Annotated in this window: 15 protein-coding genes and 2 pseudogenes; 3 read left to right on the forward strand and 14 right to left on the reverse strand. The window is 69.0% G+C overall.

All coding sequences use genetic code 11. The annotated features are described in order from the left end of the window. Positions 1-29: 29 nt before the first annotated feature. Positions 30-932, forward strand: coding sequence for an NAD(P)-dependent oxidoreductase (locus tag ACGFYN_RS02940; RefSeq protein ID WP_393863942.1), 903 nt, complete (start codon positions 30-32; stop codon positions 930-932). A 4-nt stretch (positions 933-936) separates the two neighbouring features. Continuing rightward, complete coding sequence (locus tag ACGFYN_RS02945) at positions 937-1,323, forward strand: NTP pyrophosphohydrolase (protein ID WP_393863943.1); 387 nt, start codon at positions 937-939, stop codon at positions 1,321-1,323. Between the two features lie 79 nt (positions 1,324-1,402). On the opposite strand, the gene ACGFYN_RS02950 is transcribed toward ACGFYN_RS02945, so the two are convergent. From ACGFYN_RS02950 to ngcE, 9 genes are all read right to left on the reverse strand, one after another. Then, positions 1,403-2,902 (reverse strand): amino acid permease, encoded by a 1,500-nt coding sequence (locus tag ACGFYN_RS02950; protein WP_393863944.1) that lies wholly within the window; start codon positions 2,900-2,902, stop codon positions 1,403-1,405. A gap of 153 nt (positions 2,903-3,055) precedes the next feature. Further along, entirely contained in the window at positions 3,056-4,981 is a 1,926-nt protein-coding gene (gene dxs / locus ACGFYN_RS02955; protein WP_393863945.1) for a 1-deoxy-D-xylulose-5-phosphate synthase, read from the reverse strand. A 173-nt stretch (positions 4,982-5,154) separates the two neighbouring features. Then, on the reverse strand, positions 5,155-6,447 hold the full coding sequence (locus ACGFYN_RS02960; protein ID WP_393863946.1) for a sugar ABC transporter permease: 1,293 nt from the start codon (positions 6,445-6,447) through the stop codon (positions 5,155-5,157). Next, positions 6,444-7,235 carry an ATP-binding cassette domain-containing protein gene (locus ACGFYN_RS02965; RefSeq protein ID WP_393863947.1) on the reverse strand — a complete coding sequence of 264 codons (792 nt, stop codon included), beginning with the start codon at positions 7,233-7,235 and terminating at the stop codon, positions 6,444-6,446. Before ACGFYN_RS02965 ends, ACGFYN_RS02960 begins: the two co-directional genes overlap by 4 nt. Before the next feature lie 184 nt (positions 7,236-7,419). After that, a complete protein-coding gene (locus ACGFYN_RS02970; RefSeq protein WP_393864148.1) occupies positions 7,420-8,517 on the reverse strand; it encodes a sugar ABC transporter substrate-binding protein in 1,098 nt (365 codons plus the stop codon). 133 nt (positions 8,518-8,650) lie between these two features. Next, positions 8,651-9,850, reverse strand: coding sequence for an ROK family transcriptional regulator (locus ACGFYN_RS02975; protein WP_393863948.1), 1,200 nt, complete (start codon positions 9,848-9,850; stop codon positions 8,651-8,653). Positions 9,851-10,030: 180 nt separating this feature from the next. Beyond that, a complete protein-coding gene (locus ACGFYN_RS02980) occupies positions 10,031-10,954 on the reverse strand; it encodes a carbohydrate ABC transporter permease (RefSeq protein ID WP_393863949.1) in 924 nt (307 codons plus the stop codon). Between the two features lie 3 nt (positions 10,955-10,957). Beyond that, positions 10,958-11,884, reverse strand: a complete 927-nt coding sequence (locus ACGFYN_RS02985; protein ID WP_393863950.1) for a carbohydrate ABC transporter permease — start codon at positions 11,882-11,884, stop codon at positions 10,958-10,960. Between the two features lie 49 nt (positions 11,885-11,933). Beyond that, positions 11,934-13,403, reverse strand: a complete 1,470-nt coding sequence (gene ngcE / locus ACGFYN_RS02990) for an N-acetylglucosamine/diacetylchitobiose ABC transporter substrate-binding protein (RefSeq protein ID WP_393863951.1) — start codon at positions 13,401-13,403, stop codon at positions 11,934-11,936. Positions 13,404-13,767: 364 nt separating this feature from the next. Between ngcE and ACGFYN_RS02995 the strand changes: the two genes are divergently transcribed. Continuing rightward, positions 13,768-17,571: a GH92 family glycosyl hydrolase gene (locus tag ACGFYN_RS02995; RefSeq protein ID WP_393863952.1), complete on the forward strand. Its 3,804-nt coding sequence runs from the start codon at positions 13,768-13,770 to the stop codon at positions 17,569-17,571. 82 nt (positions 17,572-17,653) lie between these two features. Here the strand turns inward: ACGFYN_RS02995 and ACGFYN_RS03000 are convergent, their stop codons facing one another. From ACGFYN_RS03000 to ACGFYN_RS03020, 5 genes and pseudogenes are all read right to left on the reverse strand, one after another. Next, positions 17,654-20,926 carry a GH92 family glycosyl hydrolase gene (locus ACGFYN_RS03000; protein WP_393863953.1) on the reverse strand — a complete coding sequence of 1,091 codons (3,273 nt, stop codon included), beginning with the start codon at positions 20,924-20,926 and terminating at the stop codon, positions 17,654-17,656. Positions 20,927-21,220: 294 nt separating this feature from the next. Continuing rightward, on the reverse strand, positions 21,221-21,517 hold the full coding sequence (locus tag ACGFYN_RS03005) for a cellulose binding domain-containing protein (RefSeq protein ID WP_393863954.1): 297 nt from the start codon (positions 21,515-21,517) through the stop codon (positions 21,221-21,223). A 205-nt stretch (positions 21,518-21,722) separates the two neighbouring features. Beyond that, a pseudogene (locus ACGFYN_RS03010) lies at positions 21,723-22,157 on the reverse strand (lytic polysaccharide monooxygenase); the annotation flags it as partial. Then, positions 22,039-22,365 (reverse strand): annotated as a pseudogene (locus ACGFYN_RS03015) (chitin-binding protein); the annotation flags it as partial. The pseudogenes ACGFYN_RS03010 and ACGFYN_RS03015, both read right to left, overlap by 119 nt. A gap of 195 nt (positions 22,366-22,560) precedes the next feature. Next, the gene (locus tag ACGFYN_RS03020) at positions 22,561-24,087 is read right to left on the reverse strand and encodes a sensor histidine kinase (protein ID WP_393863955.1); all 1,527 of its coding nucleotides are present in this window, start codon (positions 24,085-24,087) and stop codon (positions 22,561-22,563) included. Between the last annotated feature and the right edge of the window lie 151 nt (positions 24,088-24,238).

A 24,238-nucleotide genomic window follows, 5' to 3' on the forward strand; every position in this document is an offset into this window, starting at 1 on the left:
AACCCCGTACGAGTAAGGAAGCCGACCTCATGACCGACCACCTCACCGTGAGCGTCCTGGGCACGGGCATCATGGGTGCCGCGATGGCCCGCAACATCGCCCGCGCCGGACACACCGTCCGCGTCTGGAACCGCACCGCCGCCAAGGCCGAACCGCTCGCCGCCGACGGGGCCCAGGTGTGCGCCTCCCCCGCCGACGCGGTCCGGGGCGCCGACGTGGTCCTGACCATCCTCTACGACGGCCCGGCCGCCCTGGCCGTCCTGCGCGAGGCCGCCCCCGCGCTGCGCCCCGGCACCGTCTGGGTGCAGTCGACCACCGCCGGGATCGAGGCGATCGCCGACCTCGCGGCCTTCGCCCGGGAGCACGGACTCGTCTTCTACGACGCTCCCGTGCTCGGCACCCGCCAGCCCGCCGAGGCCGGTCAGCTGACCGTGCTGGCCGCCGGGCCCGTCGAGGGCCGTAGCACCGTGGAGCCGGTGTTCGACGCGGTCGGCGTCCGTACCGTGTGGACCGGCGAGGACGGTGCGGCGGGCAGTGCGAGCCGGCTGAAGCTGGTGGCCAACAGCTGGGTGCTCGCCGCCACCGCGGCGACCGGCGAGGTCCTGGCGCTGGCGCAGGCCCTCGACGTCGACCCGGAGAACTTCTTCGACCTCATCGCCGGCGGCCCGCTCGACATGGGCTATCTGAAGGCCAAGGCGGCACTGGTGCTGGAGGACAGGCTCTCCCCCGCCAGTTTCGCGGTGGACACCGCGGCCAAGGACGCCCGCCTGATCGTCGAGGCCGGACGGCGCCACGGCGTGCGGCTGGACGTTGCCGAAGCGAGCGCGGAACGCATGGAGCGGGCCGCCGCGCAGGGCCACGCCGACGAGGACATGGCCGCCGCGTACTTCGCCAGCTTCGACGGGAACGAGAACGAGAAGCAGGGCGGCTGACCCCATGGAGGCCGATGACCGAGGCGGCTCGCCGCTGCTCCTGATCGTCGACGCCGCGAACGTCGTCGGGTCCGTCCCCGACGGGTGGTGGCGGGACCGGCGCGGGGCCGCGGAGCGCCTGCGCGACCGGCTGGCGGCCGACGGTCTCCCGGGCCACGCCGGCCGCGTGGAGATCGTCCTCGTGGTGGAGGGAGCGGCACGTGGCGTGGAGTCCGTGCCCGGCGTACGGGTGGAGTCGGCGCCGGGCAGCGGGGACGACCACATGGTGGGCCTGGTGGCGGGTGCGGGCGAACGGCCCGTCCTGGTGGTGACGGCGGACCGGGAGCTGCGGCGGCGCGTGCAGGAGCTGGGCGCGGAGGTGACGGGACCGCGCACCGTCAGGCCCGTCTAACGGCCGGCCGTGGACGCGGCGCGGCCCCGCCGTCCTCTCCACGAGGAGGACGGCGGGGCCGCGGGTGTGCGGGCCACGGCTACGGCTTGGCCGCCGTGGCCTCCTGCTGGGACTGTGCGAGCCGGCTGTGGGTGCGGCTGTAGAGGAAGTACACGACGAGGCCGATCACCATCCAGATGCCGAACCGCAGCCAGGTCTCGGCGGGCAGGTTCAGCATCAGCCACAGCGAGGCCAGCACCGACACGATCGGCAGGAACGGCACCCACGGGGTGCGGAAGGACCGCTCGAGGTCGGGACGGTTCCGGCGCAGGATGATCACGCTGATCGCGACGACGATGAAGGCGAAGAGCGTGCCGATGTTCACCAGTTCGGCGAGCTCGCTGAGGCTGGTGAAGCCGGCGACGATCGCGATGATGACGCCGAGCAGGATCGTCGGCCGGTACGGGGTGCGGAACTTGGGGTGGGTGTGCGAGAAGAACCGGGGCAGCAGCCCGTCCCGGCTCATCGCGAAGAACACCCGGGACTGCCCCAGGAGCAGGATCATGCACACCGTGGTCAGGCCGACGGCGGCGCCGAAGCTGATCAGGCCCGCGAACCAGGGATGGCCGGTGGCCTTGAACGCGTCGGCGAGCGGCGCGTCCACGGACAGCTTGCTGTACTTCTGCATGCCGGTCACCACGATCGACACGGCGACGTAGAGCGTGGTGCAGATGATCAGGGAGCCGATGATGCCGCGCGGCACGTCACGCTGCGGGTTGCGGGTCTCCTCGGCCGCGGTGGCCACGACGTCGAAGCCGATGAAGGCGAAGAAGACGACGGACGCGGCGGTGAAGATGCCCATGACGCCGAAGTTGGACGGCGCCCAGCCGAACATCAGCTGGATCAGTGGCGCCTTGAGGTTGCCGCCCGCCTCCACGGCCTGCTTCGGCGGGACGAAGGGGTGGTAGTTGTCGCCGTTGACGAAGAAGGCGCCCGCGATGATGACGACGAGGACGACGGCCACCTTGATGGCGACGACGACCGAGGTGACCCGCGCGGAGAGCTTCATGCCGAGCACGAGGATGGCGGTCAGCACCAGGACCAGCGCGGCGGCCAGGATGTCGAAGCCGAAGCCGGACGCGCCGTCCCGGCCGCTCAGCGCCGCGGGCAGGTGCCAGCCGGCGTTGTCGAGCAGCGAGTGGATGTAGCCGGACCAGCCGACGGCCACCACCGCCGTGCCCAGCGCCAGCTCCAGCACCAGGTCCCAGCCGATGATCCAGGCGGGGAACTCACCGAGGGAGGCGTACGAGAAGGTGTACGCGGAGCCCGCGACCGGGACCGTGGAGGCGAACTCGGCGTAGCACAGGGCGGCGAGCCCGCAGACGACGCCGGCGACGACGAAGGACAGGGACACGGCGGGGCCCGCGGTGTTCTTCGCCGCCGTGCCGGTCAGGACGAAGATGCCGGTGCCGATGATGACGCCGACGCCGAACACCGTCAGATCGAGGGCCGACAGTGACTTCCTGAGCGCGTGTTCCGGTTCTTCGGTGTCCTTGATGGACTGTTCGATGTTCTTCGTCCTGAAGAGCGTGCTGCTCACGTACCTACCTCCCACGCTTGTGAGACCTCGATATGGCTCAACATGATCGAGAGGTCCGGCTGTGCGTATGCCCCGGCAAAGGCAGGTTCACGCAGACGGGCCGGTTCCGCCACCTGTAGGAGTGGAGGAACCGGCCCGTGGGGGCGCTCTGCTCTAGTCGCGCGCGGGCTCCACCGAGTCAACCCCGGTCGCCGTACGGTCGAACCGGCCGTCCAGCTTGGAGACCAGCCCGGTGACCTGGCGGGCGATGTCGGGGGCGGTGAGCCCGATCTCCGCCATGACCTCGGCGCGCGCGGCGTGGTCCAGGAAGCGCGGCGGGATGCCGAAGTCGCGCAGCGGCACGTCGACGCCCGCGTCGCGCAGGGCCTGCGCGATCGTCGAACCGACACCGCCGACCCGCGAGTTGTCCTCGACGGTGACGACGACGCGGTGCCGCTCCGCCAGCGGCGCCATGGCCTCGTCGACGGGCTTGACCCAGCGCGGGTCGACGACGGTGGTGGTGATGCCCTGCTTGTCGAGCAGGGCGGCGATCTCCAGGCACATCGGGGCCAGCGCGCCCACGGAGACGAGCAGCACGTCGGGCGTCTCGGTCCCCGGCTCGCGCAGGACGTCCATGCCGCCCACCCGTCCCACGGCGGGTACGGCGGGGCCGACGGCGCCCTTGGAGAAGCGCACCACGGTCGGCGCGTCCTCGACCTGGACGGCCTCGCGCAGCTGGGCGCGGACCTGGTCGGCGTCGCGCGGCGCGGCGAGCCTGAGGCCGGGGACGACTTGGAGGATCGACATGTCCCACATGCCGTTGTGGGAGGCGCCGTCGGTGCCGGTGACGCCGGCCCGGTCCAGCACGAAGGTGACGCCGCACCTGTGCAGCGCGACGTCCATCAGGACCTGGTCGAAGGCGCGGTTGAGGAAGGTGGCGTAGACGGCGAAGACGGGGTGCAGCCCGCCGGTCGCGAGGCCCGCGGCGGACACGGCGCCGTGCTGCTCGGCGATGCCGACGTCGTAGATCCGCTCCGGGAAGGTGTCCGCGAACTTCTTCAGGCCGACCGGCTGGAGCATCGCGGCGGTGATCGCGACGATGTCGTCGCGCTCCTTGCCGAGCTTGACCATCTCGTCGCCGAAGACGGAGGTCCAGTCGGCGCCCGAGGCCTTGATGGGCAGTCCGGTGTCGGGGTGGATGGGGCCGATGCCGTGGAAGCGGTCGGCCTCGTCCTGGAGGGCGGGCTGGTAGCCGCGGCCCTTCTCGGTGAGGCAGTGCACGATGACGGGGCCGCGGAACCGCTTGGCGCGCGCGAGGGCGGACTCCAGGGCCTCGATGTCGTGGCCGTCGATGGGGCCGACGTACTTGAGTCCGAGGTCCTCGAACATGCCCTGGGGCGCGATGAAGTCCTTGAGGCCCTTCTTGGCCCCGTGCAGGGTCTCGTAGAGGGGCCTGCCGACGACCGGGGTGCGCTCCAGCAGGTCCTTCCCACGGGCCAGGAAGCGCTCGTAGCCGTCCGTCGTGCGCAGGGTCGCGAGGTGGTTGGCGAGGCCGCCGATCGTCGGCGCGTACGACCGCTCGTTGTCGTTGACGACGATGACCAGCGGGCGGTCGCCGTCGGCGATGTTGTTGAGCGCCTCCCAGGCCATGCCGCCCGTCAGGGCGCCGTCACCGATCACGGCGACCACGTGGTCGTCGCGCTCGAGGACCTGGTTGGCCTTGGCGAGGCCGTCGGCCCAGCCGAGCACCGTGGAGGCGTGGCTGTTCTCGATGACGTCGTGCTCGGACTCGGCCTGCGAGGGGTAGCCGGACAGGCCGCCCTTCTTCTTCAGCCGGGAGAAGTCCTGGCGGCCGGTGAGCAGCTTGTGCACGTAGGACTGGTGGCCCGTGTCCCACAGGACCCTGTCCCTGGGGGACTCGAAGACGCGGTGCAGGGCGATGGTCAGCTCCACCACACCGAGGTTCGGGCCGAGGTGGCCGCCGGTCTTGGAGACCGCGTCGACGAGGAAGCCACGGATCTCCTCCGCCAGCTGGTCCAGCTCCTCCAGGCTGAGCCGGTCCAGATCGCGCGGTCCCCTGATGCGGGTCAGCAGCGGCACCCGTGCCTCCTTGCAGTAGAGCTGATCAGCTTTCGCCGGGCTCGCCCGAGTCTAATGTTCCCCCGCGAGGCACGCGCCAAGGGGCGCGGGGAACCGCGCGGCCGGCCACGACGGACCAGCTCACACAGTCGACCCGCGCCCCTAGGGCGAGAGACCGCTCTTCCCGCGGAGCGCTACGCGCGGCCCGCCGTCTTCTGCGTCTTGCGGGTGACGGCGTCGATGACGACGGTCGCCAGCAGAACGCCACCGGTGATCATGTACTGGACCGGGGAGGCGATGCCCTCCAGCGCCAGGCCGTACTGGATCGAGACGATGACCAGCACGCCGAGCAGCGCGTTCCAGGTCCGGCCACGGCCACCGAACAGGGACGTACCGCCGATGACGGCCGCCGCGATGGCGTTCATCAGCAGGTCGCCGGCGCCGGCGCCCTGGTTGGCGGAGGCGATCTTCGAGGCGATGAACAGACCGCCGATCGCGGCGAAGGTGCCGGAGATCGCGAAGACCGAGATCCGGATCAGCTCCACGTTGATACCGGCACGCCGGGAGGCCTCGACGCTGCCGCCGAGCGCGAAGATCTTGCGGCCGTACGACGTGCGGCGCAGCACGAAGTCCGTGAGCAGCAGGGTGCCGATGAAGATCACGACGGCCAGCGGCAGGCCCTTGTACTGGTTGTAGACGACGGCCACGGCGATCGAGAGGACCCCGAGCAGCACCGTGCGCAGGATGGTTTCGCTCAGCGGCCTCGACGGCACACCGGCGGCCTCGCGGCGGCGGTTGCCGACGAAGGAGCTGACGAAGTACAGCGCGGTCACCACGACGGCGAGGCTGTACGCGGCCGCCACGTCGGAGAAGTAGTACGTCGTCAGCTTGGCGACCATGCCGTCGCTGTTCAGGTTGATCGTGCCGTTGCTGCCCAGGATCTGGAGCATCAAGCCGTTCCAGAAGAGCAGGCCGGCCAGGGTGACCGCGAACGCGGGCACGCCGATCTTCGCGAAGACGAAGCCGTGGATCGCGCCGGCGACGGTGCCGGTGAGGATGGCCAGCACGAAGGCCAGCCACTCGTTCATGCCGTGGTTGATGTTCAGCACGGCGAAGGAGGCACCCGCGACACCGGAGACCGAACCGACCGACAGGTCGATCTCACCGAGCAGCAGCACGAAGACGATGCCGACGGCGATCATGCCCGTGCCGACCATCGCGATCGAGATGTCGGAGAGGTTGTTCGCGGTGAGGAAGTTGGAGTTCAGGCTCTGGAAGATGATCCAGATGATCGCCAGACCGATGACGACCGGGATGGAACCCAGGTCGCCGGCCTTCATCTTGCGCTTGAACTCGGTGATGTAGCCCGCGAAGCCCTGTTCGCGGACCAGCAGCCGGGGGTCGACGACGGTTGCGGCACCGGTCGCGGCCTCGGGGTTCTCCACCACGTGGTCCTCGGGAGACGCGGAGGTCTTGTCGATACTCACTTCTTGATCTCCCCAGTGGTGCGCGCCGCACGACGGGTCACGGCGTTTTCCGTGGCACCGGTGATGGCGGAGATGATCTCTTCCTGCGAGGTCGACTTGACCTCGAAGACGCCGTTGTTACGACCCAGACGCAGCACCGCCACCTTGTCGGCGACGGCCTTCACGTCAGCCATGTTGTGGCTGATGAGGATCACGGCGTGGTTGCGCTCGCGCAGCCGCTCGACCAGGTCGAGGACCTGGGCGGTCTGCTCGACACCGAGCGCGGCGGTGGGCTCGTCGAGGATGACCAGCCTGGGCTCGCCGAGCATGGAGCGGGCGATGGCCACGGTCTGGCGCTGACCGCCGGAGAGCGAGGCGATCGGGATGCGGACGCTGGGGATGCGGATCGACAGCTGGTCCAGCAGCTCGCGGGAGCGGCGCTCCATCTCGACCTCGTCCAGCACGCCGTACTTGATGACCTCACGGCCCAGGTACAGGTTGCCGACGACGTCGATGTTGTCGCACAGCGCGAGGTCCTGGTACACCGTCGCGATGCCCAGGTGCTGGGCGTCGTGGGGCCGGTTGATGTTGACCGACCGGCCTTCCCACTCGATGACGCCCTCATCGATGGGATGCACGCCGGCGATCGTCTTGACCAGCGTGGACTTTCCGGCTCCGTTGTCGCCGACCAGGGCGACCACCTCACCGGCGTGGACCTCAAGCTCTACGTCGGTGAGCGCCTGGACGGCACCGAATCGCTTGGAGACCCCGCGCAACGCCAGCACGGGCGTAGCGGACACGTGAACCATCTCCTTCGCCGCCTGACCCGGCGGGAGGTTGTGCAGAAAGTTTGGGGGGCTGATCCGTCCGGCACCCCGCGACGAGCTTGCGGGGCTGTTTATGCGCGGGGCGCCGGAGGAGCCTTCGGGGGTGGGCGTCCCGTAGGGGAATTCAAGAGCGAATTCCCCTACCTGGGAAGGGACGCGCCGTTGCTTACTTCAGACCGATCTTGTCGCAGGCGGCCTTGTACTGGGCCGTGCAGATGTCGGCGACGGTGTAGACGCCGTCCTTGATGACGGTGTCCTGGATGTTCGCCTTGGTCAGCGCGGTGACCGGGACCAGGACGGACGGAACCTGCTTGGTGGTCGGGCTGTCGACCTTGTCCTTGGCGACCGAGTCGAGCGACTTGCCCTGGGCGAGGTTCACAGCCATCTCGGCGGCGGCGTCGGCCTCCGGCGCGTAGGGCTTGTAGACGCTCATGTACTGGGTACCGGCGACGATGCGCTGGACGCCCGCGAGCTCCGCGTCCTGGCCGGTGACCGGGATGTTGGTGATGCCGGCGGCCTTGAGGGCGGTGATGATACCGCCGGCCATGCCGTCGTTGGCGGAGTAGACGCCGATCAGGTTCTTCTTGCCGATCGCCGAGATCGCGCCCTCCATGTTGGCGTTGGCGTTCTCCGGCTTCCAGTCCTTGGTGTCGTAGGACTTGCCGATGTTCACCTTGCCCTGGAGGACCTCGAGGGCGCCCTTCTTGAACTGGGCGGCGTTCGGGTCGGTGGAGGACCCGTTCATCATGACGATCTTGCCGGACTTGGCCTTGGAGCCGAGGGCCTTGAGGAGGGCCTCGCCCTGGGTCTTGCCGACGGTCTCGTTGTCGAACGAGGTGTACCCGTCGATGGGGCCCTGCGCCAGGCGGTCGTAGGCGACGACCGGGATGCCCGCGTCCTTGGCCTTCTGGACCGAGTTCTTGATCGCGGCGGAGTCGACCGCGTCCACGATGAGGACGTCCACCTTGTTGGTGATCATCGTGTCGACCTGCTGGTTCTGCGTGCTGGCGTCCTGCTTGGCGTTGGCGTACACCAGCGTCGCCTTGTCGTTCGTGAGCTCCTTGATCTTCTTCTCGATCAGGGGCTTGTCGAACTTCTCGTAGCGGGCCGTCTGGTTCTCCGGGAGGAGCAGACCGACCTTGATGTTGTCGCCCTTCTTGGCGGACGACGAGGAGGAGCCACCGCCGGATTCCTTCGCGCTTCCACAAGCGGCGAGGGAAACGGCCATCGCACCCGCGGCAACGGCAAACGCGGCACTACGCATACGCGTGTTCACTTCAGAAACCTCCCTGACGAGGCCGCGACACTGCGGCCGAGGTGGCTGGAAGTCAACTCGGCCGCGCGTGCGACGTCAAGAAGTAAATCCTTAACGAGATGGCAACGGTGCCATCCGTTCTCTAAGTGAAGGCAGGGGTCACTGCTGAGAGCGAGCCATCCAAAAGGGTCGAATCGCCCATCTCGCTGAGCGCGAGAGCGAGTGCTCCGAGCACCTCCGCACGGCCCCCAAGTGCCCCCGGGAGAACGGACAGTTGACGCGCGGCGCTGGGGATGGCGTAGCGGCCGACGGACTCCCTGATCGGCCCGAGCACCAGCTCACCGGCCTCGGCGAGATCACCACCGAGGACCACCCTGCTCGGGTTCAGCAGATTGCAGAGATTGGCGACTCCACTGCCGATGTGACGGCCGACGTCGGCGATCACCCGACGGCAGCCCGGGTCTCCGTCCCTGGCCAGCCGGACGACGCCTTCCATGGTCAGGTCCGTGCCGTGGCTCGACTGGAGCAACGGAAGCACGTAGCGCGCCGCGGCGAAGGTCTCCAGACATCCCCGGTTCCCGCAGCGGCAGACGGGACCGGATTCGTCGAGTGTAATATGTCCGATTTCACCCGCAGTGCCGCCGGGCCCCCGGTAGATCTTCCCGTTGATCACCAGACCGGCGCCGACACCGCTCGCGACCTTGATGTACGCCAGGTCCCTGACCCCCCGGCCACTGCCCCAGACCAGCTCTCCGAGGGCGCCGAGGTTGGCGTCGTTGTCCACGTGCACCGGCACGCCGAGCCGCCCCCGCAGCTCCTCCGCGGGCCTGGTGCCCGTCCAGCCCGGCAGGATCGCGGTGGAGCCCAGGGTGCCGGACTCGACGTCGATCGGGCCGGGCACGCCGAGGCCCACCCCGGCGATCTTCGAACGGTCGACGCCGGTCGCCGCGATCAGGCGGTTGACCAGCTCTTCCGCCCGGTCGAAGCCCTGCGCCGAAGAGGCGTCCACATCCAGCGGCTCGGACTCCTCGGCCAGCACCTGATGGGCGAGGTTGCCGACCGCGACCCGCAGATGCGTATGCCCGAAGTCGACCCCGATGACGATGCCGGCGTCCCCGCTCAGCGAGACGCTGCGGGCCCTGCGGCCCCCCGCCGAGGTGGGCGTGACCTCGACCGTTCCGCCGTCCTTGAGCTCGCGGACGATGTTGGAGACCGTCGCCGCCGACAGTCCCGTGGTCCGTGCGATCTCCGCCTGCGTGAGCGACCCGGCCAGCCGCACGGCACGTACGACCCGCTCCAGGTTGGCTCGGTGCAGCGACGACTGCGACCCCGGAGTCTCCACGACGACCTCCTGCGCGCGGGACCGCTTCAATGAGGCCCCGACTATGTCCAACTAGTGAACTCTAAGCTGAGCCGTTCGGGTCCCCTCCCGTCAAGAGGTTGAACCGCATCCGGGTTCTTGCACACACAGTGGCGCGCCGCCCCCACACCGGGGGCGGCGCGTTCGCAAGCCGTCGAACCGTTACTTGAGCGCCCCCGCGGTCAGTCCCTGGACCACCTGCCGCTGGAAGATGATGTAGGCCGCCAGCACCGGCAGCATGGCCATCACCAGACCGGCGAACAGGCCGGACCAGTCGCCCTTGTACCCCTGGCTGGCCGCGAGCTGCACCAGGCCCTGCGTCAGCACCCGTTTGTCCGGGTCGGTGTTGAGCACCGTCGGCAGCATGTACTGGTTCCACTGCCCGAGGAAGTTGAAGATCCCGACGCTGATCAGGCCGGGCTTCGCCATCGGCAGCATGATCTGGAAGAACGTCCGGCTGTGTGAGGCCCCGTCGACGAAGGCCGCCTCCGCGACCGAGCTCGGCAGGGTCCGGAAGAACGCGTGCAGGAAGAACACCGTGAATGGAAGCGAGTAGGCGATGTAGACCAGGATCAGCCCGTGGATGGTGTTCAGCAGGCCCATGTTGTTCACGACGTAGAACAACGGGACCAGCGCCAGCATGATCGGGAAGCTCATGCCGCCGATGAAGAGGAAGTAGATGAAGCGGTTGCCCGGGAAGTCGAACCGGGCCAGCACGTACGCCGCCATCGAGCCCAGCACCAGCGTGCCGATCAGCGAACCGCCCACCACCAGGATGGTGTTGAGGAAGTAGTCGCTCATGTTGGCGTCGGTCCAGGCCCGCGCCCAGTTGTCGAAGTGCAGCTTGTCCGGCAGCGACCAGGGCGAGGAGAAGATGGCGCTGTCGTCCTTGAAGGACGTCATCACGGCCCACAGCAGCGGCATGACGACCATGAACGCCCACAGGACGAGGAAGCCGTGGGAGAAGACGTTGAGGACGCGCCCCTCCTTCTTCGGCTTCTTCTGCGGGCGGGCCGGGGTGTCGACCTTGCTGACGGTGGCGCCGGACTCGGCCGGCACGGGGGCGGGGGTCTCGGTCGTCTTCATTGATCAGTACTCCAGCCGCTCGCGCCGGCCAAGACGCATCACGATCGCCGCGAAGGCCAGCGTGACGACGAGCAGGGCGACGCCGATGGTGGTCGCGTAGGCGGCCTGTCCGTCACGGAACGCCTTCTGGTACACGTACAGGACCATGACGGTGGTCGAGTAGTCGGGACCGCCGGGTCCGGTCGTCATGATCTGTACGACCGCGAACGACTCTGCGCCCAGGGCGAGGATGCCCATGTACACCCAGCCGGACTGCACGGTGTCCCAGAGCAGCGGCAGGGTGATCCGGAAGAACGTGGAGAAGCGGTTCGCGCCGTCCAGCAGCGCTGCCTCGTACAGGTCCACCGGGATGGAGGCCATTCCGGCGGAGAAGAGGACCACGAAGAAGCCGACCGTGGACCAGACGAGCACCCCCATCACGCACCACAGGGCCAGGTTCGGATCACCCAGCCACAGCGGCTGGATGCTGCCGAGCCCGATCCCGCGCAGCAGCGCGTTGATCGCGCCGCTGTCCGGGTTGTACGCGAAAGCGAACAGCAGGGCGACGATCGCGATCGAGAGCACCTGCGGGAAGAAATAGACGATCTTGTAGAACGAGGATCCGCGGACACCGGAGATGACCGGGCCGCCGCGCTTGTTCCGCCCGCCCACATTGATCATGAAGGAGAGGAACAGCGCCAGACTGATCGTCACCAGCGGCAGCAGCAACGCGAACAGCAGGCTGTGCCACAACGACTTCCAGAAGATCTCGTCGTGGAACATCCTTCTGTAGTTGTCGAAGCCCACCATCTTGAATTCGGGGCTCAGGCCGGTCCAGTCCGTGAACGAGTAGTAGATGGACTGGATGAACGGCCAGACGACGAAGAGCGCGTACAGCCCGAGGGGAACCGCCAGGAACCCCACGATGAAACGGTACTTGCCGTGCTGCATTACTACCTACCCCGTTCTGGGAGCGGGTGCCGCCGCTGGTGACGGACTCTCACTGGTGCTTGTAGTGCTTGATCGAACTGTCCTTGGCCGCCGCGTCGGCGAAGCCCTGGATCTTCTTGATGGTCTCTGCCGGGGTGGCGCGGCCGGCCATCATCTCGCCGAGGCCCGCCACACCAATCTGCTCCTTCTGGAGCTGCACGTACCAGTCCTGGAGACGCGGGTTCAGGACGTTGTCCTTGGCCAGGTCCAGCGCCGCGACACCGGACTTGAGGCCCGGGGTCAGGGTGATGCCGGTGGTGCCGCCGTTGTACGCGGTCAGCGACTTCACCTTGCTGGTGAAGTTCTTCGAGGACGCCTCGCTGAGCATGATGCGCAGCTGCTCCATGCCGCCCTCGGGGTTCTTCGCCTTGGCCGGCACGATGAAGGGCTCACCGCCGGAGGCCCAGATGGTGCCGAACGGCAGCTTGTCGGAGCTGTCGATGCCGGTGGGCGCGGAGACGGCGAGGTTGAAGTCGGACGGGATGACGTTCGCCGACTCGTTCTCCACCCAGGAGCCGTTCGGGATGAACAGCGCCTTGCCCTTGGCCCACGCGGTCTGCGACTGGATGTGGTCCAGGCCCGGGGTGCCCTTGAGGATGTAGCCCTTCTTGTAGAGCTCGTAGTAGGCGTCGAAGCAGGCCTTGACGGCCGGGTGCTTCCAGGCGTTCGGCTCGAGGTTGTCGATGGCGTCCAGGACCTCGCGGCCGCCGACCTTGCCGATCATCGGGTACAGCGAGAAGGGGACGTAGTACGGGTACTTGCCCGCGTACGTCCAGCCGGCCATGCCCTTCTTCTTGGCCTTCTCGCACACGGCGAGCATCTCGTCCCAGGTCTTCGGGTACTCCGCGTCGAGGGAGTCGAGGGCCTTCTGCGAGTACCAGACGCCGTAGACCGTGTAGGCGTAGTACATGATCCAGACGGGCTTGCCGTCGAACTGGCCCATCTCGACGATGCCGGGGCGCAGCGTGTCGCGGACCTTCTTGTTCGGGTCGTCGTAGGACGCCGCGTCCAGCAGCGGGGTGAGGTCGGAGAGCTGGCTCTTGCCGACCAGGACGCCCATGTCCATCTGCTCGGCACCGGAGTTGTCGATCAGGTCCGGCGGGGTGCCCTGGTTGAAGCGGGGCTGGAGCGTGGACTGGATCTTCTGGGTGGCGGAGAACTTCACCTTCACCTTGGGGAAGTTCTGCTCGTAGATCTTGACGGCGTCCTGGGCGTACTCCTTGCCGAAGCCGCCGTCGAAGAGGACGAACTCCATCCCCGCCGTCTCGTTCACGCCGAGCGGGTTCTTGGCGGTCTTCTTGCCCGCCTTGGCCTTGTCGCCGTTGTCGCTGCCGCCACCGCTTGCACAGGCCGACAGGAAGCTCATCGTGGGTACGGAGATCAGGCCGAGCGCGGCGGACCGCTTGATCAGATCGCGGCGGCCGACACCGGGTGCGCCAGTGGTCGCCGCGCCGTTGTTCTCGGCGGAAGTGGATCCCATGCTCAAGTCCTCGCCTTCTCCAGGACTCAGGCGGTGAACCGGATCCTTCCCGGCACCGCGGTCAGGTCAAGCAGGGTCGTGCGGTCGTGCGCGTCGTGCAGTACGGATCGGGTGAATCGCCGACAGGTATAGTCCACTTCCCGCCAACGGAGCAAGATCGAATGCAAGGTTGGCCGATGGTCTTATCCGAGTTGAGACCTCGCGGAAATATGAGTCCCCTGTGGCCCCCTTGCCGGAAAAATCCACGACATAAACCTCGAATGCCACACGCAACACCCTTGACATCACTGACCACTTGGCCCACTACTGGTCTCTGCGTGGCTAAGTTGACAACGTTGTCCACAGCCCAGGGAGGGTCTGGCGTATGGGGCACAGAACTCGGCACAGATGGGGACCGGCGGTCGTGCTGACGGCCGCCTTTGCTTTGGCGGTGGGCACCCAGGGGGCGGCGACCGCACTGCCCGCGAAGGCACCGGCCGCCGACCAGGCGTTCGCCTCCTCGTTCGAGGCGGGCGATCCTGCGCCGGACTGGCTCAACACGGTCGACACCAAGGCTGACGGGAGCAAGCGGGCCTCCGGTGTCGACGGCGGATACAGCAGCGGCATTCCCGGAAACGTCAACGACCATGTCACCGACGTGCGGGCGAGCGCCGAGAACACCGGCGGCGGGAAGGTGAAGGAGAACCTCGTCGACGGCGAGTCGGCCACCAAGTGGCTGACCTTCGACCCGACCGGCTGGGTCGAGTTCGACCTCGACAAGCCGCTGAAGATCACGAACTACGCGCTCACCTCGGCCAACGACTTCGCCGAGCGCGACCCGAAGGACTGGACGCTGCAGGGCTCCACCGACGGCAAGGACTGGAAGACCCTCGACTCCCGCACCGGTGAGTCCTTCTCCGAGCGGTTCCAGACCAAGTCCTACGACCTGGCCGAGCCGGCCGAGTACCAGCACTTCCGGCTCGACATCACGAAGAACAACGGCGCCGACGACATCCTGCAGCTCGCCGACCTCCAGCTGTCCACCGGTGACAGCGGCACCCCGGTCCCGCAGGACATGCTCTCGCTGGTCGACCACGGCCCGAGCGGCTCCCCGACCGCGAAGGCGGCCGCCGGCTTCACCGGAAAGAAGGCCCTGCGTTACGCCGGACGGCACACCGCCGACGGCCGGGCGTACTCGTACAACAAGGTCTTCGACGTGAACGTGGCCGTCGGCCGCGACACCCAGCTCTCGTACCGGATCTTCCCGCAGATGGCGGACAAGGACCGGGACTACGACGCCACCAACGTCTCGGTCGACCTGGCCTTCACCGACGGCACGTATCTGAGCGGCCTGGGCGCGACCGACCAGCACGGCTTCGGGATGTCGCCGCAGGCGCAGGGCGCCGCCAAGATCCTCTACGTCAACCAGTGGAACAACGTGCTCTCGCGGATCGGCTCGGTCGCGGCCGGCAAGACCGTCGACCGCATCCTGGTGGCGTACGACTCCGCCAAGGGCCCGGCGAAGTTCCGCGGCTGGCTGGACGACATCGCGCTCAGGCGCGCGGCGCCGGAGAAGCCCAAGGCGCATCTGGCCGACTACGCGCTGACCACCCGCGGCACGAACTCCAGCGGCAGCTTCTCGCGCGGCAACAACTTCCCCGCGACGGCCATGCCGCACGGCTTCAACTTCTGGACGCCCGTCACCAACGCGTCCTCGCTGAGCTGGCTGTACGACTACGCGCGGGCGAACAACGACGACAACCTGCCGACGATCCAGGCGTTCAGCGCGAGCCACGAGCCCAGCCCGTGGATGGGCGACCGGCAGACCTTCCAGCTGATGCCGTCCGCCGCCGCGGGGACCCCGGACACCGCCCGCGAAGCCCGCGAGCTGGCGTTCCGGCACGAGAACGAGACCGCGCGGCCGTACTACTACGGCGTGAAGTTCGAGAACGGCCTGAAGGCCGAGATGGCGCCGACCGACCATGCCGCGTCGCTGCGCTTCACCTACCCGGGCGACGACGCGAGCGTGGTCTTCGACAACGTCACCGAGCAGGCCGGGCTCACGCTCGACAAGGAGCACGGCGTCGTCACCGGCTACTCGGACGTGAAGTCCGGACTGTCGACCGGTGCCACCCGGCTCTTCGTCTACGGCGTCTTCGACAAGTCCGTGACGGACGCCTCCTCCAGCGGCGTCAAGGGCTACATGCGCTTCGACGCGGGCTCCGACCACACGGTCACCCTGCGCCTGGCCACCTCGCTCATCAGCGTCGACCAGGCCAAGGACAACCTGCGCCAGGAGATCCCGGACGGCATGTCCTTCGACGCGGTCAAGAGCCACGCCCGCACCGCCTGGGACAAGCTGCTCGGCAAGGTCGAGGTCGAGGGCGCGACGCCGGACCAGCTGACCACGCTGTACTCCAGCATGTACCGGCTGTACCTGTACCCCAACTCCGGCTTCGAGAAGGTGGGTTCGAAGTACCAGTACGCCTCGCCGTTCTCGCCGATGCCCGGGCCCGACAGCCCGACGCACACCGGCGCGAAGATCGTCGACGGCAAGGTGTACGTCAACAACGGCTTCTGGGACACCTATCGGACGACCTGGCCGGCGTACTCCTTCCTCACGCCCTCCAAGGCGGGCGAGATGGTCGACGGGTTCGTGCAGCAGTACAAGGACGGCGGCTGGACCTCGCGCTGGTCCTCCCCCGGCTACGCGGACCTGATGACCGGCACATCCTCGGACGTGGCGTTCGCGGACGCGTACGTCAAGGGCGTGAAGTTCGACGCGAAGGCGGCGTACGACGCGGCCGTGAAGAACGCGACCGTCGTCCCGCCGTCCTCCGGCGTGGGCCGCAAGGGCATGGCCACCTCGCCCTTCCTCGGCTACACCACCACCTCCACCGGCGAGGGCTTCTCGTGGGCGATGGAGGGCTACGTCAACGACTACGGCATCGCCAAGATGGGCGAGGCCCTCTACAAGAAGACGGGCGAGAAGCGCTACCAGGAGGAGTCCCAGTACTTCCTCAACCGCGCCCAGGACTACGTCAACCTCTACGACTCCAAGGCCGGCTTCTTCCAGGGCAAGGACGCCCAGGGGAACTGGCGCGTGGACTCCGCCAAGTACGACCCGCGCGTGTGGGGTTACGACTACACGGAGACCAACGGCTGGGGCTACGCCTTCACCGCCCCGCAGGACAGCCGGGGACTCGCCAACCTCTACGGCGGCCGGGGGGCTCTCGGCGACAAGCTGGACGAGTACTTCGCGACGCCCGAGACGGCGTCCCCGGAGTTCGTCGGCTCCTACGGCGGCGTCATCCACGAGATGACGGAGGCGCGGGACGTCCGGCTGGGCATGTACGGGCACTCCAACCAGGTCGCCCACCACGTCATCTACATGTACGACGCGGCCGGCGAACCCTCGAAGGCGCAGAAGAACGTCCGTGAGGTGATGTCCCGCCTCTACACCGGCAGCGAGATCGGGCAGGGCTACCACGGCGACGAGGACAACGGCGAGCAGTCGGCCTGGTACCTCTTCTCCTCGCTCGGCTTCTACCCGCTGGTGATGGGCAGCGGCGAGTACGCCATCGGCTCCCCGCTGTTCAAGAAGGCGACGGTCCACCTGGAGAACGGCCACGACCTGGTCGTCCGGGCGCCGAAGAACAGCGCGAAGAACGTCTACGTGCAGGGGTTGAAGGTCAACGGCCGTACCTGGTCCAAGACCTCGCTGCCGAGCGAGCTGCTCCAGAAGGGCGGGATGCTCGACTTCGACATGGGGTCGAAGCCCTCCTCGTGGGGCACCGGCAAGGACGCCGCGCCCGTGTCGATCACCCAGGACGACAAGGTGCCGACGCCGCGTGCGGACGTGCTGAAGGGCGACGGGGCGCTGTTCGACAACACCTCGGCGACCGACGCGACCGTCACCTCCGTGGACCTGCCGGTCTCCGGGCCGGTCAAGGGCCTGCAGTACACGGTGACGTCGTCCGGCGACCACACCAAGGCACCGACCGGCTGGACGCTCCAGGGATCCGCCGACGGGACCACGTGGAAGACGCTGGACAAGCGGTCCGGGGAGTCCTTCAGGTGGGACAAGCAGACACGCGCGTTCAGCGTGAACTCTCCGGGCTCGTACGCGAAGTACCGCCTGGTGTTCGACGGTGAGGCGGTGATCTCGGAGGTCGAACTGCTCGCGTGAGCGGGTGGGTCGACCACCGGCACCGAACGGGACGGGGGCCGCGTCGCACGCGACGCGGCCCCCTTGCCGTGCCGGCCGGACGTCAGCCGGTCGCGAGGGTGAACACGTGCAGGTCCGTGTTCTGCGGCAGCGTCACCTTGGTGATGGTCCTCCCCGCCGGCGCCGCGAACGGCTTGGTGGCGAAGACGTACGTGGCCACCGGGTCCTTGTCCGCGCCCGCGACGTTCCGGTACGCGGTCCTGGCGACGACCTCGTTGCCGTACTGCACGGTCCCGCCGCCTCCGCCGACGGTCCAGTCGGTGAAGGAGAGGTCGATCGCGTCGGTGCTGCCGTCGGAGTAGGTGACGGTGGCCTTGGCCGCCTGGTTGCCGTTGACCGCGCTGCCGATGAACGACAACTCGGCCGCCGGGCGCGTGAGTTCGATGCTCTGCCCGGACGCCGAGACGTTGTCCGGGCGGGCGGCCGGCGAGTTCGGCCAGCCGAAGGTCAGCCCCTCGACCGTGCCCTGCCCGCCCGGCGTGAGACCGGCCGCCGCGAGGGCCTGGCGGGAGTAGCTCCAGCCGCCGCCGTCGAAGTCGGCCTCGTCGTGCTCGCCCTCGTCGTCCGAGACGCCGGTGTTGTCGTAGGCGGCGAGGAGCGTGCCGGGCGCGGCCACCGTCAGGGCCACGGGCTGCTGGTACGACGTGTCGCCCGAGGTCACCGTGACCTTGGCGTCGTAGAAGCCCTGTTCGACGTCCTTGGCGGCGGAGAGGGTGATCTCCTGCGAGCCGTCCGGGACGGTCCCCTCGGCCGGGGTCGCGGTGACCCCGTCGGGCACGTCGACCTTGAAGCGCACCTCGGGCCCGCTGCCGCCGCTCATCGACAGGGCGCGGATGCCGACCTTCGCGCTCTCACCCGGCGCGATCGTCGCCGCGGTCGGACCGACCCCGATCTGGTACGGCTGCTCGCCCGCCCGGAAGGAGGGCGGCGCGTCGGAGGGGGCGCTCCCCCACTCCTTGTCCGGGGTTGCGGAGAGCGTGTAGTCGAGCCTGCCGCCGTCGCGCACGAGGGAGGACGACAGCCAAGGGCGCTCACTGGTGCGGCCGTTGACTTCGAGGGACTGGATGTACGGTGCGTCCGCGGCGGCGCCGGATGCCCGGATGGAGATGTCGTTGCCCTGCGGCCTGTCGATCTCGATGCGCGGGAACAGCGGTGAGGCGAGGGCGAGTTCGGCGCGCGAGGGCACCTGCGGATACATGCCGAGCGCGGAGAAGACGTACCACGACGACATCGCGCCGAGGTCGTCGTTGCCGGGGATGCCCTCCGGCTGTGTCGACCAGAGCTGCTTCATCGCCGCACGGACGGTCTCCTGCGCCTTGTACGGGGTGCCCGCGTAGTCGTACAGGTAGGGCACGTTGATCGACGGCTCGTTGTCCAGCTCGGACTTGTCCCCACCGCCGCCGGTGAAGACCCAGCCGCCGTCACTGCCGTGGAAGAAGGCGTCGAGCCGGGCGAGCGCCTTGTCCTTGCCGCCCATCGCGGCGAACAGGCCGGCCGGGTTGTGCTGCACCATCCAGGTGTACTGGGCCGCCGTGCCCTCGACGAAGCCGTTGCCCGTCGACGGGGTGAACCCGGTGACCCAGCTGCCGTCGGCCTTGCGGTTGGCGATGTAGCCGCCGCTCGGATCGGCGGCGATGTTGAAGTTGTTCTGCCACCACTGGGCGCGCTCGGCGAAGCTGGCGGCCGTCTTCTTCTGCCCCGCCGCGGTGGCGAGCTGGGAGAGGGAGAAGTCCGCGCCGGACATCTCCAGCGTCTCGGCGGCGCCGCCCCAGGCGTTGGACACCGACGTCATGTAGTGCAGCTTCAAGTACTTGTCGAGCGAGGGGCGTTGGCCGACCGAGAGCACCGGCTTCCCGGAGGACGACAGGTCCTGCTCGGTGGGGACCGTGGCCGCCTTGACGAGCGAGGCCAGCGCGCCGCGCAGGTCGAAGTCGGTGCCGCCGAAGGCCCGGATGCCGGCCAGGGCGGTGGGTGAGGGGTCGCCGTTCATGACGTGCGTGCCGCTCGCGCCGTGCAGCCAGCGGTCCCAGACGCCGCCGTTCTGCCGGGCGAGCTCGTACAGCGACTGCGCCACGTCGGAGCCCGTGCGCGGGCTGAGGAGCGTCAGCAGCTGCACCTGGTCCCGGTAGACGTCCCAGCCGGAGAACGTCCCGTACTGGGCCGCGTGGCCACGCGCGACCTTGTGCACCTTGCCGTCGCCGCCGCTGTATCTGCCGTCGACGTCACTGATGACGTTGGGGTGCATCATGGCGTGGTACAGCGCGGTGTAGAAGGTGGTGCGCTCGGCGTCCGTGCCGCCGCCGACCCGGATGGCGCCGAGGCGTTCGCGCCAGGCCCGGTGGGCGGCGTCCCGTACCGCGTCGAAGGAGCGGTGCGGCGGGTTCTCGGCCGCGAGATTGGCGGCGGCGCCGGCCTGGCTGACGTAGGAGATGCCGACCTTGACGTTCACGGGGCCGGAGCCGGGCTCGAACTCGACGTAGCCGCCGGCTCCCTTGCCCGCGACGGGCCGCCCGCCGCCGGTGAAGCCGCCGGTGCCGCCGCTCGCCGTCGTCGACCCCGGGCTCAGCCGGTCGTCCTGCCAGGTGCCGGTCGCCTTGAAGTCGCGGTCGAAGCGGGCGGTGAAGTAGACGGTGTAGTACGGGCGTTGGCCCTCGGGATCCAGATAGCCGCAGAAGTTGCCGGAGGTGACGGAGCCGGACACCGTGCGGGTCGCCGGGTCGATGTGGACCGACGAATCGGTGGAGCCCACCTCGGAGTTGGCGGTGCGGATGAGGAGGGAGGCGGGCTTGCCGGACGGGTAGGTGAAGCGGCCGGAGCCCGTCCGCGGCGTCGCCGTGAGATCGGCGGTGACCCCGGACGCGAGCCCCACCTTGTAGTGGCCGGGCTCCGCCGTCTCGTCGGAGTGGCTGAAGCCGGACGCGTACACGGCGTCCTTGGTGTCGCTCGCGGGCGAGGAGGTCACCTCGCCCGCGTACGGGAAGAACGGGATGTCTCCGCTGCCGCCCGCGCAGCCGGTGCCGGACATGTGGGTGAGGCTGAAGCCGCGGATGCGGGTGGCGTCGTACTGGTAACCGCCGGGCGCGGCGGTTCTGGTCGCGTCGCCTCTGGTGTTCTCCGGGCTCCAGGAGAGCATGCCGAACGGCGTGACGGCGCCCGGGAAGACGTTGCCGCCGTTCCGGGTGCCGATGAGCGGATCGACGTACGTGGCCGGATCCTTGACCAGATCCGGTGGTGCGGTGGTCGCCGCGAGGGCCGGTGTGGCTCCGCCGACCGCGAGCACCGCGGCCAGCAGCAATGACGTAGGACGGAAACGCATGGGGCGGCCCCTCCTCCTTCGGACGGGTCGCGCACCACAGGTCGCACAAGCCGCAGGGACAGTAGCGTGCGCCACGCGTACCACGGAAGAGCGCGTAGGGACGCGAGGGCTCACGGGACGGCCGCCCGGACGGGCTTGGTCGACCAACTGGCTTGACATCGTTGTCTGTTGAGGAGGTAAAGTTGTATGCAGATCATCAGACAACGTTGTCGCACCGCAGCGTCGCCACAAGCCAGCACCATCCGGAACAGGTACTCCCCCGGCCTGCCCGGCTCGCGGACCCGGTGGCCCGTCCTACCCACCGGGTCCGCCCTGAGCGGAGCCGCGCGCCGGTTTCGGCGCGCGCCTCCAGCCGACCTGGCAGGGCAGGCCGGTCGCCGTGTCACCGACGTCGCCCTTGACCACGTATCCGAAGGTCGTGCTCCTCCCCGGGGCCAGTGAGCCGTTCCAGTCGGCGTTGTGGACCATCACGTCCTGGCCGTTGTAGGTGGCGTTGCCGTTCCAGAGGCTGTCGACCTGCTGTCCCGCGGGCAGCGTCCAGTCGACCATCCAGCCCAGCATCGGGACGTCGCCGGTGTTGGTGACGGTCACCTCGGACTGGTACCCGCCGCTCCAACTGCCGGTCGTCCCGCGGGTGGCTTCGCACTTGCCCGGCACCGGATCGGTCGGGTTGCCCGGGTCGTGGATGCCCGTGACCTCGCCGTTGCCGCCGTCGAAGACGACGTCGGAGCAGGAGTAGAAAGGTCTCGGCGCTGTCCGAGCGCTGCCAGACCATGTGGACGATGTGGCGCCCCGACTTGTTCTCGGGGAGCTTGCCGGTCCAGGAGTAGTTGGCCTCGACGGTGCCCGGGGTGCCGTTGAGCGGCGGGTGGTCGACCGTGAGGAACGGGGTGTCCTCAATGTCGTCCCAGGTGAGCGGCTTGGTCGGGTCGAAGCCGTCCTTGGTGATGTAGACGTGGAACCAACCCGGGTGCGCGGCCCAGGCGTTGTAGGAGAGGTCGACGGTCGCGCCCGAGGTGAGGTGGGTCAACGGCCAGTCGGCGCGCGGGCGGTTGAAGCCCGTGAAGCTGGGGGTTGCCGCCGCTGCACAGCTCCCCGTCCGGGACGAACCCGCGGGTGCGGCCGGCGCCGTCGGAGCGCAGCACGGAGAACCAGTTGTAGAACGGCGTGGTCCCGCTGACCTGTTGAGCCGCTTTGCAGGCCGGATTGACGGGCTTGATCTCCCGGTGTCGGTGAGGCCGTCCTGCCGGCACAGAAAGGTACGGCTGCCGGGCTTCATGGGCGCCCCGTGCGCCTGCGCCTTGCCGCCTGCCGGGACGACGAGGGCGAAACGCGGGGAGGGTGGCGAGGAGCGAGACGAGGATGAGGAAGAGGGCGCGGGTGGTTAATCGGCGCGGTGGGCGGCGCGGGTCCGTTGCCGATGCTTTCGTCGGGGGCATGACAGTAATTCCTTCGGGTGCGACGGCGTGGCGGTGCACGGACGGCGGAAGCGCGGCGAGAGCGGGGTGGGTGCGGTTCGGGGGCGGCGGGTTCCGGTCCGCCGCCCCTGAGTATGGGAGCGCTCCCACCCCGCTTGCGGGGAAAAATAGCGCCGCTTGGGCCGGTTGTAAACGGCCGGCGCAGCGGAGGGCCGGTCAGACCGATGCCGGCCTGGCACGAGCGGCCGTTTCTCCGGCGGGCCACGGTCTGGCGGCCGGCGCGGCCACCGGCAGCAGGACCGTGAACTCCGTGTTCCCCGGAACGCTGTTCACGCGGATACGCCCCCCGTGTGCCTCCACGATCGCCGCCGCGATGGCGAGGCCGAGGCCCGCGCCGCCTCCCGTGGACGGTGTGCGGGAGCGTGAGGCGTCGGCGCGGGTGAAGCGGTCGAACAGTTCGGGCAGCAGGTCCGGGGGGATGCCCGGGCCGTTGTCGCGGACGCGGATCGTGTGGTGCTCCCCCGTCGACCTCACCTCGGCCGTCACCGTCGTGCCGGCAGGGGTGTGCATGCGGGCGTTGGTCAGCAGGTTGGCCACCGCCTGGTGGAGGTGTGTCTCGTCGCCGGGGATCAATGCCCGCTCGTCGAGCGGGAGTTGGAGGTGCCAATGGTGGTCGGGGGCCGTTCGCCTCGTCTGCCGCACCGCCTCCGCGACCACCGCCGCGAGGTCGACCTCCGTGGACTCCAGGGGGCGTCCCTCGTCCAGGCGGGCCAGGAGCAGCAGGTCCTCCACCAGGGCGGTCAGACGGGCCGATTCCGTCGATATGCGGCGCCAGGCGAGGACCGGTTCCATGCGGGCCGTGCCGTGGTTCATCAGTTCCGCGTACCCGGCGATCGAGGCGAGCGGGGTGCGGAGTTCGTGGCTCGCGTCGGCGAGGAAGCGGCGCATGCGTTCCTCGCTGCGCCGCACCCGCTCCTCACCGCGGCGGCGTTCGGCGAGGGAGGTCTCCACGTGCTCGATCATCCGGTTGAGCGCGGCGCCGACCTGGCCGGCTTCGGTGCCGGGGTCGGTGTCCCCGGCGCGGACGCGGGTGAGGCCGGTGACCTCGCCGCGGTCCAGCGGAGTCCGGGAGACCTCCACCGCGGTGGCCGCGACCCTGCCCAGGGGGCGCAGCTGGCGTCGTATCACCACCGCGCAGACGATGCCCGCGGCCGCCAGGCCCACCGCGGCCACCACCGCCTCGGCCTCGACCAGTTCGCCGATCATGTGCTGCACGCCGTCCATCGGCAGACCGGCGAGGACGTGGGTCCCGTCCGAGTCGAGTGCGGTGATCCGGTAGGTGCCCAGGCCCGGGACGGTGACCGTGTGCCGTGCCCCCTCCGCCGACATGCCGTGCAGCGCCGCGCGCTGGGCCGTGGTCAGGTTCCGCGGCGGTGCGTCCCGGCGGACGACCGCCGCGGCGACGACCGTGCCGTCCTCGCCGAGCCGGCCGGCGAGCAGGCCGGCCTGGCGGCCGTTCCCGGTCAGGAAGGAGAGGTCCGTCCGGCTCTCCGGCTCAGGACCGGCATCCTCCAGGCTGTCCGCCGCGGCGGCGGTGACCCGGTCGTCCAAGTCGCGCATGAGACAGGCGCGTTGGACGAACGCACTGGTGAACGCCATGGCGGCGCACACGACGACGAGTACGGCGCCGGTGAACAGCAGCAGGCGTGTGCTTAGGGAGCGTCCGCGCGGGCGGGCGGTCATCTGCCGTCCCCTGCCGGTCCGATCGAGCGCCCGGGTGGCGCGGAGATGCCTGACATGTCTCGATCCTGTCCCGGTCCGCTGAGGGAACGCTGTGTTCCACCTGAGGGTGGGTGATGACCTGGGGCGTCCGGCACGGACACGGCGAAGGCCG

The sequence above is a fragment of the Streptomyces sp. NPDC048419 genome (assembly GCF_043200415.1).
Lineage (GTDB): Bacteria > Actinomycetota > Actinomycetes > Streptomycetales > Streptomycetaceae > Streptomyces.